This is a genomic window from Mycobacterium sp. (assembly GCF_965229105.1).
GTDB lineage: Bacteria > Actinomycetota > Actinomycetes > Mycobacteriales > Mycobacteriaceae > Mycobacterium.
Map to the genome: position 1 here is coordinate 3,990,927 of NZ_OZ245858.1, position 17,161 is coordinate 4,008,087.

Annotated in this window: 16 protein-coding genes; 8 read left to right on the forward strand and 8 right to left on the reverse strand. The window is 65.5% G+C overall.

Annotated elements, in window-relative coordinates; translation table 11 throughout:
* The first annotated feature begins 49 nt into the window (after window positions 1-49).
* Window positions 50-1,255 carry a DUF7159 family protein gene (locus tag ADBZ9O_RS18555; RefSeq protein ID WP_526524389.1) on the forward strand — a complete coding sequence of 402 codons (1,206 nt, stop codon included), beginning with the start codon at window positions 50-52 and terminating at the stop codon, window positions 1,253-1,255.
* Here ADBZ9O_RS18555 and ADBZ9O_RS18560 read toward each other — a convergent pair whose 3' ends face one another.
* The 3 genes from ADBZ9O_RS18560 to ADBZ9O_RS18570 all read right to left on the reverse strand — a co-directional run bounded on the left by ADBZ9O_RS18560 (window position 1,256) and on the right by ADBZ9O_RS18570 (window position 3,932).
* The gene (locus ADBZ9O_RS18560; RefSeq protein WP_526524391.1) at window positions 1,256-1,927 is read right to left on the reverse strand and encodes a sterol desaturase family protein; all 672 of its coding nucleotides are present in this window, start codon (window positions 1,925-1,927) and stop codon (window positions 1,256-1,258) included.
* A complete protein-coding gene (locus tag ADBZ9O_RS18565) occupies window positions 1,924-2,646 on the reverse strand; it encodes a FadR/GntR family transcriptional regulator (protein ID WP_526524393.1) in 723 nt (240 codons plus the stop codon). The genes ADBZ9O_RS18560 and ADBZ9O_RS18565 overlap by 4 nt, the downstream gene beginning before the upstream one ends.
* Window positions 2,647-2,708: 62 nt before the next feature.
* Complete coding sequence (locus tag ADBZ9O_RS18570; RefSeq protein ID WP_526524395.1) at window positions 2,709-3,932, reverse strand: cytochrome P450; 1,224 nt, start codon at window positions 3,930-3,932, stop codon at window positions 2,709-2,711.
* Between the two features lie 160 nt (window positions 3,933-4,092).
* Here ADBZ9O_RS18570 and ADBZ9O_RS18575 point away from each other — a divergent pair, with 160 nt between their 5' ends.
* Window positions 4,093-4,713, forward strand: a complete 621-nt coding sequence (locus ADBZ9O_RS18575) for a Pr6Pr family membrane protein (protein ID WP_526524397.1) — start codon at window positions 4,093-4,095, stop codon at window positions 4,711-4,713.
* Between the two features lie 31 nt (window positions 4,714-4,744).
* A complete protein-coding gene (locus ADBZ9O_RS18580) occupies window positions 4,745-5,248 on the forward strand; it encodes a hypothetical protein (RefSeq protein ID WP_526524399.1) in 504 nt (167 codons plus the stop codon).
* A gap of 7 nt (window positions 5,249-5,255) precedes the next feature.
* On the opposite strand, the gene ADBZ9O_RS18585 is transcribed toward ADBZ9O_RS18580, so the two are convergent.
* Window positions 5,256-5,792 (reverse strand): hypothetical protein, encoded by a 537-nt coding sequence (locus ADBZ9O_RS18585; RefSeq protein WP_526524401.1) that lies wholly within the window; start codon window positions 5,790-5,792, stop codon window positions 5,256-5,258.
* A gap of 199 nt (window positions 5,793-5,991) precedes the next feature.
* Between ADBZ9O_RS18585 and ADBZ9O_RS18590 the strand changes: the two genes are divergently transcribed.
* Entirely contained in the window at window positions 5,992-6,393 is a 402-nt protein-coding gene (locus ADBZ9O_RS18590) for a hypothetical protein (RefSeq protein ID WP_526524403.1), read from the forward strand.
* Here the strand turns inward: ADBZ9O_RS18590 and ADBZ9O_RS18595 are convergent.
* Window positions 6,390-7,523, reverse strand: a complete 1,134-nt coding sequence (locus ADBZ9O_RS18595; RefSeq protein ID WP_526524405.1) for a nitronate monooxygenase — start codon at window positions 7,521-7,523, stop codon at window positions 6,390-6,392. The two genes, ADBZ9O_RS18590 and ADBZ9O_RS18595, sit on opposite strands and share 4 nt — an antisense overlap.
* A gap of 251 nt (window positions 7,524-7,774) precedes the next feature.
* Here ADBZ9O_RS18595 and ADBZ9O_RS18600 point away from each other — a divergent pair, with 251 nt between their 5' ends.
* Complete coding sequence (locus ADBZ9O_RS18600) at window positions 7,775-10,456, forward strand: glycoside hydrolase family 2 protein (RefSeq protein WP_526524407.1); 2,682 nt, start codon at window positions 7,775-7,777, stop codon at window positions 10,454-10,456.
* Here ADBZ9O_RS18600 and ADBZ9O_RS18605 read toward each other — a convergent pair.
* Window positions 10,453-11,586, reverse strand: a complete 1,134-nt coding sequence (locus tag ADBZ9O_RS18605) for an alpha/beta fold hydrolase (protein WP_526524409.1) — start codon at window positions 11,584-11,586, stop codon at window positions 10,453-10,455. The two genes, ADBZ9O_RS18600 and ADBZ9O_RS18605, sit on opposite strands and share 4 nt — an antisense overlap.
* 137 nt (window positions 11,587-11,723) lie before the next feature.
* Between ADBZ9O_RS18605 and ADBZ9O_RS18610 the strand changes: the two genes are divergently transcribed.
* A complete protein-coding gene (locus tag ADBZ9O_RS18610; protein WP_526524411.1) occupies window positions 11,724-12,389 on the forward strand; it encodes a GNAT family N-acetyltransferase in 666 nt (221 codons plus the stop codon).
* 3 nt (window positions 12,390-12,392) lie between these two features.
* On the forward strand, window positions 12,393-13,688 hold the full coding sequence (locus tag ADBZ9O_RS18615) for a competence/damage-inducible protein A (protein ID WP_526524413.1): 1,296 nt from the start codon (window positions 12,393-12,395) through the stop codon (window positions 13,686-13,688).
* A 314-nt stretch (window positions 13,689-14,002) separates the two neighbouring features.
* Here ADBZ9O_RS18615 and ADBZ9O_RS18620 read toward each other — a convergent pair whose 3' ends face one another.
* Entirely contained in the window at window positions 14,003-14,914 is a 912-nt protein-coding gene (locus ADBZ9O_RS18620; RefSeq protein WP_526524415.1) for an alpha/beta fold hydrolase, read from the reverse strand.
* A 58-nt stretch (window positions 14,915-14,972) separates the two neighbouring features.
* Window positions 14,973-16,454 (reverse strand): amidase, encoded by a 1,482-nt coding sequence (locus ADBZ9O_RS18625; protein WP_526524417.1) that lies wholly within the window; start codon window positions 16,452-16,454, stop codon window positions 14,973-14,975.
* A 161-nt stretch (window positions 16,455-16,615) separates the two neighbouring features.
* Here ADBZ9O_RS18625 and ADBZ9O_RS18630 point away from each other — a divergent pair, with 161 nt between their 5' ends.
* Window positions 16,616-17,104 (forward strand): lipoprotein LpqH, encoded by a 489-nt coding sequence (locus ADBZ9O_RS18630; protein WP_526524419.1) that lies wholly within the window; start codon window positions 16,616-16,618, stop codon window positions 17,102-17,104.
* The last annotated feature ends 57 nt before the right edge of the window (window positions 17,105-17,161 follow it).

Below are 17,161 nucleotides of genomic sequence, written 5' to 3' on the forward strand. Positions count from 1 at the left end.
CTCGCCTTCCCGGTCAGCGTGACGGTCCGGGCACGAAGGGAGTACATGAGTGGACACGGTTCTCGGTCTCCTGGTGACACCGACGAATGTCCAGACCGTCCTGGTTGAGGGTCAATCCGGCGACGGAGCCACCCTCGAGCACGACGAATTCACCACCCGGGCCTCCGAGGAGGTGGCCGAGGCGGTACTCAGCATCGCCGAAGCCGAAGGCCAGCGGCTGCACTCCATCGGGGTCACCTGGAGTGACGGCGCCGATATGGAAGCGTCCCAGCTGCTGGATTCGCTGGCCGGAGTCGGTTTTCACAACATTGTCCTGGTGAAGTTGCCGCAGGCCGCCGAGGCGCTCGCCTGCAGTATCGGCCGGGTGATCGGCTACGAGCGCACTGCGGTCTGTGTCGTGGAGCCGGATGCGGTGATGCTGTCGCTGGTCGAAACCGACGGCGGCGAAGTGGAAACACTGATCAGCCACACGATCGACAGCGAAGACCTGCTCGTCTCGTGGGTGACCGCGATCTTCGACCGCGACGATTGGCGGCCCGAGGGCCTGTTCGTGGTCGGTTCCGTCGGTGGGCTCAAGGCCGTGGCGACCCGGCTCGAGCAGGCGCTGTCGCTGCCGGTCTTCGACCCACCGGAAGCAGAGCTGGCCCTGGCGCACGGCGCAGCCCTGGCCTCGGCGGCATCGCCCTCCGGGCAGCCGCTTTTCGGCGACGACCTATTCGGTAGTGACCTTTTCGGTAGCGATGAGGACCAGGACGCCTGGGAGTACACGCCTGAACCTCGTCCCACCACCCGCAAGTCTTACGCCGGTCCGATGACGATGCTGGTGGCCGGGGCGGTCACCTTCGTGGTGTCGGTATCGCTGGCGCTGGGTCCGCACCTGGTGCCGGCGAAGCCGATCCCGGTGGAGAGCCGTGAAGTGATCCAGACCGCGGGCACACCCCCGATCGCACTTCCCGTCGAGCCGATCGCGCCAGCGGCGCCGCCGCCGGCGATCCCGGTGGCCGATGTACCGCCGCCGCCGGAAGCCATCGATCCAGCTCCGGTCGAGTTGCCTGCGCCTGCGCCTGAGTATGTTCCTGACCCGCCAGAGGCGTATGTTCCCGACGAGCCGGCCGCGCCAGCACCTGCCTACGTGCCGCCACCTGCCTATGTGGCCCCGCCCGCATACGTGCCGCCGCCGCAGGTCGTGGCGCCACCAGAACCTCAGACGCCGGTTCGGTCATGGCTCAAAGAGAAACTGCACCTCGGCAACTGATCAGCTGATCGCGCCGTGCAGGTTCTTGGCTGTCGGCGAGCTTGCCACGCTGGCCGAGTCGGGGTAGGTACCCAGTAAACGGTCCGCAGTACCAGAGCTGGTGACAGTGAACCAGTAGTGCTCGTTCTTGTAGTGATGCTGGCGGTGGTTGCGCCAAATCGCCCGGTAGACAGACGAATTCGGCTTGTAGTCAGTATGGATGAGGTAATGCGTCCATTCGTAGCCGAGCCCGAGTGCGGCGAGGAACACCAGGAAAGTCAGCCCGAGCGCTGGTCGCGAGAGCGTGGAAAACGCCAGTGTGGCAATGAGTATCGCGGCCAACAGGATCCACGGCAGAGACCTGGCCGGGATGAACACCAGCGGTAGGTCGCGCGGATCGCCATGGTGCTCACGGTGTTTGCGTGCCAGCAGTGGGTCGATGGTGACCTGGCCGACTCGGCGCGGTCGCCAGTGCAGGACCATGACGTGGACAACCCACTCGAAGAACGGAAAAACGGCCAGCATCCCCAGCGGTAGAAGCGCGTCAGTGAGCTGCCAGTCGGCGACGATGATGCGCGCGGTCACCGCGGCCACCAAGGTGGTGGCGATCATCCACGGCGACGGGTGTTTCCAGAACTCACGGCCGGCCTCGGTCAGGGTGACACCACGGCGGACCGCCGGGGTGGCGGTCATGACTGCGCACCGAACTCGTCCAGCGCCACGATCATTGCCGTCGTTGCGGGCTCGAGAAGCTCGACGGCGGCCCGTTTCGCGGCAACGGGATCACCCGCGCAGATGGCGTCGGCGAGTACGCGGTAGGCCTGCGGTCGACTCACCTCAAGGTCCATCAGGGTGGCCAGCGCTGGCAGTGCCGGCTCGTACGTCGCCCGCAGCGTGTTGTACATCAAGCGGAAGGCGATCGAATCGGCGTGGTCGACGATGTGATCCCAGAAGGCCAGTGCATGACGTTGTCGTTCGACGGCGTCGCCCTGGGCTTCCAGCGCAGCGATGGCGTCGGCGAGCAACCCGGCCAGCGCCGGGCCGTGCCGCTGGGCGGCCAGTTCGGCAATCTTTGGGCCGTTGTGTAACCGGGTTTCCAGAATGCTGCGGGCCACCGACGGATCCAGCCCGCCGTCACGTACCAGCAGCCGCGGGAGCAGGTCGAGCCCGCCGTGCCGCCGGAAATCGCGCACGGTGGTCGCATCGCCTTGGCGGACCTCCACCAACCCAGCGGCCGTCACCCGCTTGAGTGCCTCGCGAACCGCAGGCCGGGACACGCCGAGCACTTCGGCGAGCTTGCGCTCGCTGGGCAGGGTTTCGCCGGGCGCCATATCGCCGCGCAGTACTTCACCGACGATCTGTTCGAAGACGTCCTCGGGTACCGAACGCCGATTCACCGGTTGTAAGGCCATCAGGCCAGCGTGCCCCCACAGAGGACAGACGTCAAGTGGTCAGACCAGTCGGTTTTCTGGTCTTAGTAGCTCACCTGCCAGTGTTTGATGCCATTGAGCCAGCCCGAACGCAATCGCTCCGGGGTACTCAGCGGGGCCAGGTCCGGCATGTGGTCGGCGATCGCATTGAACATCAACTCGATCGTCATCCGCGCCAGGTTGGCACCGACGCAGTAGTGCGCCCCGGTACCGCCGAACCCGACATGCGGGTTGGGGTCGCGCAGGATATTGAAGGAGAAGGGGTCGTCGAACACCTCTTCGTCGAAATTCGCCGACCGGTAGGACATCAGCACCCGCTGGCCCTGCTTGATCTGGGTCCCGGACAGCTCGTAGTCGCTCAGCGCAGTCCGTTGGAACGTGCTCACCGGCGTGGCCCACCGGACGATCTCGTCGACTGCGGTCGCCGGTCGGTCCCGCTTGAACAGCTCCCACTGCTCGGGATGTTCGGCGAAGGCGATCATGCCGTGAGTGATCGAGTTGCGGGTGGTCTCGTTGCCGGCCACCGCCAGCAGCACCATGAAAAAACCGAACTCGTCATCGGTGAGTTTGTGGCCGTCGACGTCGGCCTGGATCAGCTTGGTGACGATGTCCTCGCCTGGCTCCTCGGCGCGAACCGCAGCCAGCCCCATGGCGTACATGATGAGTTCTGTTGCCGAGTTGCGGCCGTCGTGATGGGCGAACTCAGGATCGTCGTCGGCGACCATTTGGTTGGACCAGTCAAAGATCTTCTTGCGGTCCTCCAGCGGGATGCCGATGAGTCCGGCGATGGCTTGCAGCGGCAGCTCGCAGGAGACCTGTTCGACGAAATCGCCGGTTCCCTCGGCGGCTGCCGCCTTGGCGATGTCCTGCGCGCGTTGACTGAGGTCCTCCCTGAGCAGTTCGATCGCACGCGGTGTGAAGCCGCGCGAAATGATCTTGCGCAGGTGGGTGTGCCGGGGTGCGTCCATGTTCAGCAGGACGAAGCTGCCGGTCTCCAGCTGTTCCTGGGTGGAACCCTCCGGGTATCGAGGCAGGGCCGTCTTCGCCAGACTGGAGAAGACGTCACTACGTCGCGAAATCTCCTTCACGTCTTTGTGTTTGGTCGCCAACCAGTAGCCGCCGTCGCGGAATCCCGAGTCCAGCGGCTGCTCGTTCCACCAGATCGGCGCACTGCGGCGTAACTCGGCGAGTTCCTCGACCGGGAGTCGCTCGCGATTGAGGTCGGGATCAGTGAAATCGAAACCGGGCGGCAGGCTCGGACTCGGCATCGGTGCTCCTTCATACGAGATGTTCTAGGCTTCGACTGCATTGGTACACCGCTGATGGGCGCGTTGTGGCCGCTTCTGAAAAGCTTGCGAAATGCAAAACTGGAACGTGTTCTGAACGAGGGTGGTCGCGTCGAAACCGCTGCAAAACATCACGACGTGTATGACTGAAGACGTGCGGTTTGACGAGCGGCAGGTGCGCGTCGTGCTGCGCGCGGGCATCATCGTCGCCGTCCTCGCGGCGATGGCGTTGGTGGAAACACAATCCCGATCCGGGGTGTTGTGGCGGCTGGTGACGTTCACCTACCAAGCCAATGTGCTGGCCGCCGCCTACTACCTGTGGACGCTGGTGTCACCGCGGGCCGACAATCGGGTGGGCCTGCGCGGGGCGGTCGTCATGTACGTCCTGGTCGCCGGCGTGATCTGGAACCTGTATCTGGTGGACATGAGCATGGGCTACACCGGCGCGAACATTCTGCTGCACATCGTCGTACCGGCGCTCGCGGTCGCCGATTGGCTCCTGGTCGGGCACAGCCAAAGTCAGGTCCGATGGTGGCAGCCCCTGGCCTGGCTGTCGTATCCCGCTGTCTACCTCGGTCTGGCTCTGCTCGTGCTCAATCGCGCCGGCCGACGGGCGCCCTATTACTTCCTGGACCCGGTCACCGTCGGGATGAGCGGACTGCTGATCAACATCTCCCTCCTGGCCACCGGTCTCGTCATCGTGGGATATGGACTCTCGGGCGCCGGGCGGGTTGCGGTCAAGGCGCGGGTGTTGTCGCTGTAACGAATGGGGCGGCTGAGGTGAAGCACTAGTTATGGTGCGTATCGAATCCCGCCGGGTGGCGATGTCGGCAGCCCTCGGTGCACTCGGAGTCCTCACGGTAGTAACGCTGACGTCGATGCCGGTGGCATCCGCTGACCCGGCCCCGCTCACGCCGGATCCCAGCCAACCTGTTCCGGTCCAACAGCTGTCCGCAGACCCTGCGCCTGCGCCTGCGGCTGTCCCGCATCTGCCCAGCCCGGACAACCTGCCGCCGGGCACCACGGATGATCCGACCGGCCCGCCGCAGGGACACGGTTTGTCCTATCTGCGGGAACTCTGGCATGCCGTGCAGACTCAGGACGTCAGTGGTGGCGACGCCCTGCTGCTGCTCACGCAACGCCCGATGGACGCCAATGCGACACCGCCGGCCGGTATGTCCACAGGTCCGCAGTCGGCCGCGCCTGCCGATGCAACGGCACCGCTGCCCCCTGCGGATGCGGTTCTGCCCGTCCCGACTGCGCCGGCAGCCGAAGCCGTGCCCGCGCCGAGCCTCTAGCTGAGCGCTATCCCGTCGGCTTGGCGGTGGTAGTGGTAGCGGTCGTCGCCGTGGTGAACGTCGGCTGCTGCCGATATTCGATCCAGGTGTCGCGGTAGATCACCTTGTCGTTGGAGGTGACGACCAGTTCCGTCGGGGACACCGAATACACGGCCCCGTCGGTATCGGCCTCGAAGCCGTCGCTGGTCGCCGTCGCCGGCGTTTGGAGATCGGCGTCGTCACTGACCCGAACCGCCCGGTACTCGTAGCCACCGGTGCTCGTGGAGCAGATCACGACAAGCGATCGTTGGGTCCGGCCCAAGGCCACCGCTGTTTGGCCGTCATCGCAGCGGGCCTTCGAATCAACGAAGCCGCGGGTGTCGGCGGCATAGGGGTCCGACCTGGTGGTCGAGGTTGTGCTTGTCGTGGTCGAGGTCGGTGCCGCATCGGCGGCGGGGAGGGTGCCTGCGCCACCGGGGCGGGTCACCACGCCCGCGACCAACACCAGCGTCGCGAGCAGGGCCCCGAGTCCTGCCAGCATCAGGAAATTGCGGCTGGACAGCATCGCTCTAGGTAACCACCCGCAGCGGCGATGTGCCCGTTGCCGGTACCGCGTTTCGCGTAAAAGATCGTTTCGCGCAACCAGAGCAATAGATGTGAGTTGACCATGGCCGTCGATCACACCCACTAGGCTTTCCAGCTGCAGGGGTGGCGGGGGCACAGGCTGTGAGAGTTACGAACCTTCAAAGCGTCGAGGGCGGGACATGATTCGCAAACTATCCACTGCACTGAGCGCGGCCGCCATGGTCATCGCCGCTGTCACTGCGCCCCTGACGACCGCACCGGCGGCCGGCGCGGCGCCCACCCAGGGCCTAGCCGACGTGCCCAACATGGTCTACGGCGTCGAATACAGCACCGCTTGCACCAGCTGGGAGCGGTTCATCTTCGGTCGTGGCGATACCGGCCAGACCTACGCCTGCCACTACATCCCCAACCAGTGGCCGCCAGTGGAGACCGGTTTCTGGGTGTGGTCACCGCCGCTGTACGGAGTGCAGACGATCGGTGCGCCATGCCCGAACCCCCGCGGGGCAGCAGCGCAGACCGTGGACGGCCTGGCGCTGCTGTGCGCGGGTGCCAAGGGCTGGCAGCAGGACTTCTACGCCTAGACGGACGCGGCTTCGTTGAGCTGCTCGAGCGTGCTTGTCGCCTCGAGGTATTCCTGCACCCAACGCTGGATGACCGTCGAGGTCTTCTCCACCTTCGTGAACTGACCCACCACCTGGCCGACCGGGTTGAACGCGACGTCGACGGACTCGTCGGGATATTTGTTGGTTGCCGATACCGCGAGCCCGGAGACCATGAACTGCAACGGCATTCCGAGCGGCTTCGGGTTGTCCGGGTTCTCCCAGGCCTCAGTCCAGTCGTTGCGCAGCATCCGGGCCGGCTTACCGGTGAACGAGCGGCTGCGGACGGTGTCGCGGCTGCCGGCCTTGATGTAGGCCGCCTGCTGCACGGGGGTGTTCTCGGCTTCCTCGACCATCAGCCACTGCGAACCGGTCCAGGCGCCCTGCGCGCCGAGCGCGAGTGCCGCGGCGATCTGCTGGCCGCTGCCGATCCCACCGGCGGCCAGCACGGGCACCGGTGCCACCTCTTTGACGACCTGCGGCCACAGCACGATCGAGCCGACCTCGCCACTGTGCCCGCCGGCCTCACCGCCCTGGGCGATGATGATGTCGACGCCGGCGTCGGCGTGCTTACGCGCCTGCGACGCCGACCCGCAGAGTGCGGCGACCTTGCGGCCCTCGGCGTGGATGTGCTCGATCATGTCCTTCGGCGGAGTACCCAGCGCGTTGGCGATCAGGGTCATCTTCGGATGCTGCAGCGCCACCTCGACCTGCGGGGTGGCCGTCGCCTCGGTCCAGCCAAGCAACTGCAGCGTGCTCTCGTTGTCCTCCGCCGTCAGCGGGACGCCGTGATCGATGAGGATCTTCTTGGCGAAGTCCAGGTGCTCCTGGGGCACCATGTCCACCAGCATCTTCGCCAGTTCGTCGGCGGGCAGGTTCGAGTCCATGCCTTCGTACTTGTTGGGGATGACGATGTCCACGCCGTAGGTGTGGTCGCCGATGTTCTCGTCGATCCAGTTCAGCTCGATCTCGAGCTGTTCGGGCGTGAAACCGACCGCTCCGAGCACGCCGAAACCGCCCGCCTTACTGACTGCGACCACTACGTCGCGGCAGTGGGTGAACGCGAAGATCGGAAATTCGATGCCGAGCTGGTCACAGAGAGAAGTGTGCATTGCCTGTTCCTTGCTGGGGCGATGGGCGAAACTGAAACGTGTTCTAGTTTAGTACGCCGGCGGCTCGGTTCGTCGGCGCCTCCCGAATCTCGTAATGTATCGGCGTAGTCACGACAGGAGGCCGGGTCATATCGAGTGGGACGCGTCGAACCGCCGGCCGTCGGATTCTCGCCGCCTCGCTGGTCCTTCTCCTCATCCTGTGCGCCGGAGATTTTCCTGCGTTTGCCCGGCCTGAGGCGGCTCCCTCGACGGTGGAACTGGCCCAAGGTTGGCAACTGAGCTCAGCGCGCGATGTGCGAGCCGACGGCGCCGCCATCTCCAGTGCCGACTACCGCGCAGACGACTGGCATGTGGTCAAGCAGATGCCGGCGACGGTCTTGCAGGCGCTTTCCGATGACGGCACCTATCCCAATCTCTACTACGGCACCAACCTGCGCGATGAGGTGCCGCAGGACCTCTTTCAACAGGACTGGTGGTATCGCACCACGTTCACCGCGCCCGCCGGGCACAGCACGTACACCTTGCAATTCCCGGGGATCAACTACCGGGCCGAAATCTGGCTGAACGGTCGCCTGGTTGCCGACAACAAGCAGATCGCGGGGATGTACGTCGCGCACGAACTCGACGTCACACCGTTCCTTCGTCCCGACGAGGTCAACGTCCTAGCCGTCAAGGTCACCCCGGAGCAGGCGATCCAGGACGTCGACGGGGTTGAACTCGCCGACAGCTGGTATGACTGGATCAACTGGAAGTACCTCGGATACCAAGGGCCGCAGAAGAATCCGGCCAACGGCAACTCCTTCCCGGCGGACCGCAACGCCGGCATCTGGAAACCGGTGTACCTCAAGAGTTCGGGTGCGGCGACACTCGGCGCGGCGACGGTCACCACCGAACTTCCGTTGCCCAACACCGATTCCGCCCGACTGACGATCAATGCCGACGTACGCAACGATTCGGCCAAGGCGCTGCGCGGCGTGCTGCGGGCGACCATCTCCCGCGCCGGTAAGCCGAGCATCCAGGTCGAGCAGCCGGTGACGCTGTACCCCGGCCAGCGACGAGAAGTCACCTTCAGCCCAGACGCGTTCAGCGAGCTGACGATCCAGCACCCGGACCTGTGGTGGCCCTACACCATGGGTAAACCCGACCTCTATGACCTACAGCTGGAATTCCGCCAGTACGACCGCGCGGTGGATACCGCCCACCAGCGTTTCGGTATCCGCACCGTCACACAGCATCGCGACCAAGACACCCAGTTCCCCGAACTCGGCACAGGTGGCAATTTCTATCTGACGGTCAACGGCAAGGACTTCCTGATCCGCGGGGCCACCTATACGCCGGATCTACTCTTCAAATACGACCCGGACCGCGAGACCGCAATTCTGAGCTACGTCAAAGACCTCGGGCTCAACATGCTGCGGCTGGAGGGCAAGTTCCCCGGCGATCACCTGATCGAAACGGCGGACGAGTTGGGCATCCCGCTGATGTACGGATGGATGTGCTGCAACCAGTGGGAGAAATGGGCGCAGTGGGACACCGAGGACCGCAATATCGCGCAGGCCAGTATGCGGTCCCAGATCCAGGAGTTCGGTCCGCACGCGTCGGCGTTCATCTGGGCCAACGGTAGCGACGGGCGGGCGCCGCCGGAGGTACGTGGCTGGTACCACGACATCCTGTCCGAATTGCATTGGCAGAACGCCACTGTCGACACCGTCTCGTCCATCAACCGGGATGAGAACGGCGATATCGCCTGGGACGGCATCCAGATGGCCGGACCGTACAGTTGGCGGCCGCCGAGCTATTGGTTTGCCGGTAAGTACGCCGCCACCCGTGGATCGTCGGCGGAGCAGGGCGATAACGAGCACATCCCGCCGTTCGCGAGCCTCAAACAGTTCATCCCCGCCGATAAGTTGTGGCCCATCAACGAGGCCTGGTCTTTTCACGCCGGGTCCGACAGCAGCAATTCGCAGCTGGAAAGCATCCGCACCGCTGTCGTCCGCCGCTACGGGTCGTCTCGCGGCGCCGAGGAATTCGCACGCAAAGCTCAACTCGCACACTATGAGTCGACCAGGGCCCAGTTCGAGGCGTTCGCTGCCAACGGCTGGGACACCCACAAGATGACCATCTACTGGATGCTCAACAACCACTGGCCGTCGTTCTTCGGCAACTTGTTCGACTACTACCTGCGGCCCGGCGGCGCCTATTACGGCGCCAAGACCGGCCTACGGCCGCTATCGGCGGTCTTCGACGCCTACGCCACCGGCGACCACAGTCAAGCCAAGATCACCGCCGTCAATCAATCTCCGGACGACCAACGGGACCTGCAGGTGCGGGTCCGTACCTATGACCTGCAGGGCCGGGTTCGTGATGACCGCACTGCCGCCGGTATCGATATCCCGTCCGGTGGTGCGGCACAGGCACTATCGCTGCCGCGGATACCGGTCAGTTCGCCGGTGTATTTTGTGCGATGCGAACTGATGGACGCCGCCGGAAAGGTCCTCAGCGAGAACGTCTACTGGCAATCGCAGCAGCGTGACGATGTCGGCGATCCGAGTAACGATGCGGCCTTCGCGCTCAAACAGACCAGCTGGGCGGATATGACCGCCTTGAATTGGATGCCCCGTACACCGCTGGACGTCCGCGCACAGCGCTCAGCTGAAAACGGCGGTGACGCCGTGACCATCGCGCTGACGAACACCTCCAAACAGGTGGCGTTCTTCGAACGGGCAGAAGTGACCGCCACCCGCGACGGCGATGAGATCCTGCCTGTCGAGTACAGCGACAACTACGTCACGGTGTTCCCCGGCGAGACGGTGCAGGTGCGCGCGCTGGTGCCGACATCCGGTGCGACACCGCAATGGGTCCGGGTCAACGGGTACAACACCGATCAGATCGTGGTGCCCATCGATACCGGTAAACCGGCAGCGGTCCGCTAGCGCACCGTCGCGAAGAACGCCCGCACATCGTCGACGAAGGCAACGGGCTGCTCGAAAGCGGCGAAGTGCCCGCCGCGCGCCATATCGCTCCAGTGGGTGATGTTGTAGGCGACCTCGCACCAGGCCCGCGGGGATCGGATGATCTCCTTCGGAAAGGAAGCGATTCCGGTGGGCAACTCCACACGCGCGCCGGCACCGCCACTTCCGAAGCTCTCCCAATACAGCCGTGCCGACGACGCTCCAGAACCGGTGAGCCAGTACACCATCACGTTATCGAGCAGTTCGTCGCGGCTGAGCACATTCTCGGGGTGACCGTCGCAATCCATCCACGACCAGAACTTCTCGACGATCCAGGCCAGCTGCCCCACCGGGGAGTCCACCAACCCGTAGCCGATGGTCTGCGGCCGGGTGGACTGCTCCTTGGCATAACCCGAATCCCACTTCTGGTAATACTGCAGCCGAGCCAACGCGGCCTTATCGTCCTCGCTCGGCTCGCCCCCGCCGCCGGCCGGCGGCCTGCCCAGCGGCATGTTGAGGTGGATTCCTGCGCAGCCGCCGACGTTCCGCCCGATCGCAGTGGTGACCGCCGCACCCCAGTCCCCGCCCTGGGCGCCGTAGCGGTGATAGCCCAGGCGGCGCATCAGCACCTCCCATGCCTCGGCGATTCTGTCCACCCCCCAGCCGGTGCTGGTCGGCTTCGCTGAGAAGCCGTAGCCGGGCAGCGACGGACAGACCACGTGGAAGGCATCTTCGGCCCGCCCGCCGTGCGCGGTCGGGTTGGTCAGTGGCTCGATGACTTTGTGGAATTCGACGATCGACCCGGGCCAGCCGTGTGTCAGCACCAACGGGAAAGCGTCGTCATGGGGTGAGCGCTGGTGGATGAAGTGGATATCGAGACCGTCGAGTTGGGTGATCGACTGGTCGAACCTGTTCAGCGCGGCTTCCCTGGCGCGCCAGTCATAGTCGTCACGCCAGTACTGCGCCAAGTCGCGGGTGTAGGTCAAGGGCATGCCCTGACTCCAGTCGTCGACGCATTCCGCTTCGGGCCACCTGGTGCGGCTGAGTCGGGTGCGGAGATCGTCGAGATCGCTGTCGGCAATGTCGATGCGGAACGGGCGGACCTCGGTCATCGGGTTAAGATAGCCCTGCAAGTACGGCTGCTGGTCCACGGCCCACGCGATGGTCCCGTTGCAGCTGGGCAGCAGCGAAACCGCGAACCCACGTCATCGGGGACCGTTCTGAGCCGGCACTGTTCTAGGCTTGCGGCATGCCCGATCAAGACATCGCCGCCGACCGCCGTGAAATCACCGACGCCCTTCTGACGGCGTTGAACCGTCGGCACGAGGTGCTCGACGCGATTGTCGAAGCCGACGACAGGGCGGCCGCACTCGAATCCCTTGCTGCGTTACTCGACACGTCGACACGTTGCGCCGAGGCCGTGCTCGGCCTGTCCTTCAACCAGCTGACCAAGGACTCGCGCCGGACCATTGCCGCCGAACTCGACGACCTGAACAGCCAGTTGCACTTCACGCTCCAGGAGCGGCCGGCCAGCCGTGGTGACACGTTGGCACTGCGCCCGTTCTCCCACACCAGTGACCGCGACCTCTTCGCCGCGCGTACCGATGACATCAAGGCTGCCGGTGACGGTTCTGGCAGTCCCGCAGGCGATCTCGACGACGAGATCCGCGCGGCGCTGGCCAGGGTCGCTGCAGAGGAGGCCGCCTGGTTTGTGGCGCTCGAAGGTGCCGACAAGGTCGGGATGGTGTTCGGTGAACTCGTCGACGGTGAGGTCAACGTCCGGATCTGGATCCACCCGGAGCACCGCAAACACGGTTACGGGACTGCGGCGCTGCGCAAATCGCGCTCGGAGATGGCAGCGTACTTTCCTGCCGTCCCGATGATCGTCCGCGCTCCAGGCGTTGCGCCGGCCTAGCGGGTGAGTGTTCGCGCGGGAATTGTCGTCACCGGGACCGAGGTCTTGACCGGTCGGGTGCAGGATCGCAACGGTCCGTTCATCGCCGATCAACTGCTGGAGTTGGGTATCGAACTGGCCCATATCACCATCTGCGGTGACCGGCCCGGCGATATCGATGCCCAGCTGCGTTTCCTCGCCGGTGAGGGTGTCGACCTCATCGTCACCAGCGGGGGACTGGGCCCGACCGCCGATGACATGACCGTCGCGGTGGTGGCCCAGTTCTGCGGCCGCGAGCTGGTGCTGGACGACGCTCTCGAAGACAAGATCGCGGTGATTCTCAAACGCCTGATGGCGCAACGTTTGACAAGACCCGGCAATACGGCCGATTTCGAGTCGGTGCTCGCCGCCAATCGCAAACAGGCCATGGTGCCCGCCGGTGCGGTGATTCTCGACCCGGTGGGCACGGCACCAGGGGTGATCGTGCCCGGCGATGGTCCGGGAAAACCCACCGTGCTGGTGCTGCCGGGGCCGCCGCGCGAATTGCAGCCGATGTGGCGCATGGCAGTGGAAACTCCCGCGTTGCAGCAGGCGATCGCCGGCCGTACCCATTACCGGCAGGACACCGTGCGGATGTTCGGCCTGCCGGAGTCGGGACTGGCCGAAACGTTGCGCGATGCCGAAGGGATGATCGACGGCTTCGACGGCCTGGAGATCACCACCTGCCTTCGGCGCGGCGAACTTGAGGTGGTCACCCGCTACGAGCCGGACGCCGCGGACGCTTACGCCCGGCTGGTGGGACTGCTGCAGGACAGGCACGGCAGCGTCGTCTTTTCCACCGACGGTTCGTTGATCGATGACCAGGTGGCCGGGCTCTTGTCGGGTCGGCGCATCGCGACAGCGGAATCGTGCACCGCGGGTCTGGTCGCGGCGCGGCTGACCGAGCGACCCGGTTCGTCGGCCTACGTGGCCGGCGGCGCCGTGGTGTACGCCAACGATGCGAAAACCGACCTGCTGGGCGTGCCGGCGGATCTGATCGCCAGCGCCGGGGCGGTATCGGAACCGGTGGCCGAGGCGATGGCGCAGGGCGCGCTGAACCGGTTTGCCGCGGATACCGCGATCGCGATCACCGGGATCGCCGGACCAGGTGGGGGAACCGAGGCCAAACCGGTGGGCACGGTGTGTTTTTGCGTGAAGTTGGCTGACGGCCAGACCCGCACCACAACCATGCACCTGCCGGGAAATCGGGCCGATATCCGTGAACGGTCCACAACTATCGCCATGCACCTACTGAAACGGGTGCTCGCGGGCGAGGATTGACCCATGCACGAGGTGGACCAGACGACGGAACAAATGGTGCGCAGCGTGCTGGCCTACGCCGAGAATCGGCTCCGGATGAACCCGGTTCCGCTGGACAAGGGTGTGCTGACCGCCGCCGAGCTGCATGCCCGCCTCGACGGGTTGATCCGCGACGAACCGCGACCGCCTGGGCCTGCATCGCGATCAGGTGGCGTTCATCCCGCCGACCAAATGGGACGGCGAAACCGTCGGACGATTCGCCTTCCTGCATCCAGACACCAGCATCGACGTCGTACACCAGGTACTGGCCCGCACCGAGTGATCGTCGTGCTCGGTCACTCCGGTAGCTGGTCGTCCCAGATTTCCAGCATCGTGCTCAAGATGTCCTCCGCCCGCCCGAGGGCACCGAGGTGACTCTCTCCGGCCAGGGTGTACAGCTCGGCGTCGGGCAGAAGCGACACGACGTGCTGACCGTGCGCGTAGGGCACGATATGGTCCATATCGCCGTGCCACCACCGGACCGGGACCTTGATCTCTTCGAGCCGGAAACCCCAGTCGCGGGCAAAGACGACGACATCGGCGAACGGCGCGGCCATTTGTTTGCGGCTGCCGTTGAGCAGATCGTCGAGGAACATCGCCTTGAATTCGGGCCGGGCCAGCATCCGGCGGTCACCCTCCGGTGAGATCCGCGCGTACACCTCCAATGCCGAGGACGCGACCGGTCGGATCAACTGGATCAAGCTGACCGCGGCCAGTCGCAGCGGCAGCCCGATGATCGGAAGTGCCGGTGCCACAGCCGAACCCAGCGCCATCACACCGCCGGCGATGGCATCGGGACCTCGGGTGGGTGCCACCCCGCCGAGCACACCGACAGCCAGGACGCGATCGGGCATCACCGCCGCGCAGCCGAGTGTGTAGGGGCCGCCGCCGGACAATCCGACCACGGCCATCTGGTCGATGCCCAGTACGTCGGCGATCGTTCGCAGGTCATGGGCGAAATCGGCGACAGTGCCGTACTGATGCGGGGTCGACGAGCCGATGCCAGGCCGGTCGACGCCGATCAGGCGGATGCGGTTCTGTTCGGCGTACACCCTGGCCTCGACCGGGATCTGCCTACGCGCCCCCGGAGTCCCGTGCAGCCAGAAGATGGCCCGGCCCGCAGGGTCACCGAACTCGGCGAAGCCGATCTGCCGGTCGTCGCTGACGGCGACATTGCCCTCGAGTCTCGGGCGCGCGATATCGATCATTCGCAGAGTCTCGCACGGGTGATATCTGGACCGACGCAGTCCAGACAGACCCACAGCGTCAGGTAGCTGCCGGTGCGACCCACCGTGGCGGCCGCCGATCAGACCACGGCATCGCCAGTTCGAGCTGGGCGGCCAGCTGCAGCAGGATCGTCTCGTCCGGCGCCATCAGCTGAACACCGATCGGCAGACCGCTCGACGTCGTGCCCAGTGGCAGTGAGATTGCCGCCCAGCCGGTGATATTGGCCAGCGTGGTCCAGCCGGTGGTGGCGAACTCCACGTCGAAGAATGCCCTGGTCGTACCGCGTGGCTGGTCCAGCAGTTTGTATGGCGGCGGCCCGGTCAGCAGGGTGGGGACAAGCAGCACATCATGAGCACCCATCGTGGTCGTGAAGCGCCGGGTCTGCGCATGCACGGCATCGATGGCTGCGGCATAGGCGACACCGGTGGTGTGGAAACCTTCGCGGACCATCACCCAGGTGCTGGCCTCGAACTCGTCTTCATGCGGCTCGCGGCCGAGGTGGCTGGTGGCCAGCGCATGCAGCTGCGCGTTGCTGACGGTGTGCAGAACAGCGATCGCATCGGCCACTTCGTCGGGGTCGATCGTCGGCGCACCGGGTTCGACGCGGTGGCCGAGGCGTTCGAGCACCAGGCCCGTCGCCTCGACGGCCGCGGCGACCGCGGGATCGGTGGCGGTTCCGGGAAACGGTGAGGTGGTGCTGATCAGGATCCGCTGTGCCGGGGGTACCTGGTAGATCGACGTCAGATACGGGGCGGCGGGCGGGGGCGCCGAGTACGGATCCCCTGGTTCGGCGCCGGCCACGATATCCAGCAGTGCCGCGCTATCGCGGACCGTGCGAGTCAGGACGTGGTTGTTGACCAGACCTTCCATCCCGTGCCCGGCCCCCGGCGCGAACGACGTCCGCGCCCGCCGCGGTTTGAGCCCGACGAGTCCGCAACACGAGGCCGGGACTCGAATCGATCCGGTGCCGTCCCCGCCGGATGCCGCGGGCACGATGCCCGCAGCCACCGCCGCGGCCGACCCGCCACTGGAGCCGCCGGGGGTGATCAGGGGAGACCACGGATTGACGGTGGGGCCGAACAGTGATGGTTCGGTCGTGCAGTGGTTACCCCACTCCGGGGTGTTGGTTTTACCGAATACGACCAGCCCCGCCGCCAGGTACCGCTCGATGATGGCGGACGTTTCCGTTGCGGTCCGGTTCCGGAACGCGCGGGAGCCCATCGCTTCCGGTGCGCCGGCCAACGATGCGCCAAGATCTTTGAGTAGGAACGGAACTCCGGCCACCGGACCGGCAGTGCCGGTGCGTAGAACACCGTCGGCATCGAGGGCGGCGGCCTGGTCGAGTCCCCGATCGAAGAGGTCGGCGATAACGGCGTTGAGGTCGCGCGCCGACTCCAGCCGGGTGATCGCGGCATCGAGGAGCTCGGTCGCCGACAGCTCGCCGGAGGCGAGGAGGCTGCCCTGCCCGATCGCGTCGACGCCGGCCAGTTCAAAGGCGAGTTGTACATCCTTGGAAGTCATTGACACGGATCTTGCGGTCTCACGGTGTCCGGGGCAACTCGGCGGTCCAGAGTGTGCCCACCAGCGAGAGCCTGCCGATGTTGGGATCGGTAGCGTTCCACGACGTCTGTACTTCTCTTCGACGGCGCCAACGAGGCGGCGCATGAACGAAGGGAAGACCCGTGAAACGAGTTCTCGCGGCAGTGGTCGGATTGAGCGCGGGCGCCACGATCCTGATGGCCTGCTCGGACACCCAGAGCAACAACAGCGGCAGCAGCACCCCCGCCGCCAGCAGTAAGCCCGCCGCCGCGGCAAGCGGTAACGAGGTCACAGTCGACGGCGCAGCGCTGGTCGGCCTGGACACCAGTACCGTGACCTGCGTCAAACAGGGCGGCAAGATCAACGTGGCCAGCGGTGCGATCGGTGGCCAGCAAGGGCTGGGCATCGTGATGACCGACGAAGCAACGCCCAAGGTCGAATCACTGGGCATGGTCGTCGACGGCAACGCGCTCGCGGTGAGCGACAACATGGGGATGAAAGTCGGCAACGCCTCGGTGTCGGTCGACGGCAACTCCTACACCATCACCGGTGAGGCCTCCGGTGCCGATATGAAGAATCCGATGGCCGGGATGATCAACAAGAAGTTCACCGTCAAGGTGACCTGCAGCTGATCCTTCGGCCAATCCCTGACCTGGCCAGCGGTGGGCGTGCCTGGCACGCCCACCGCT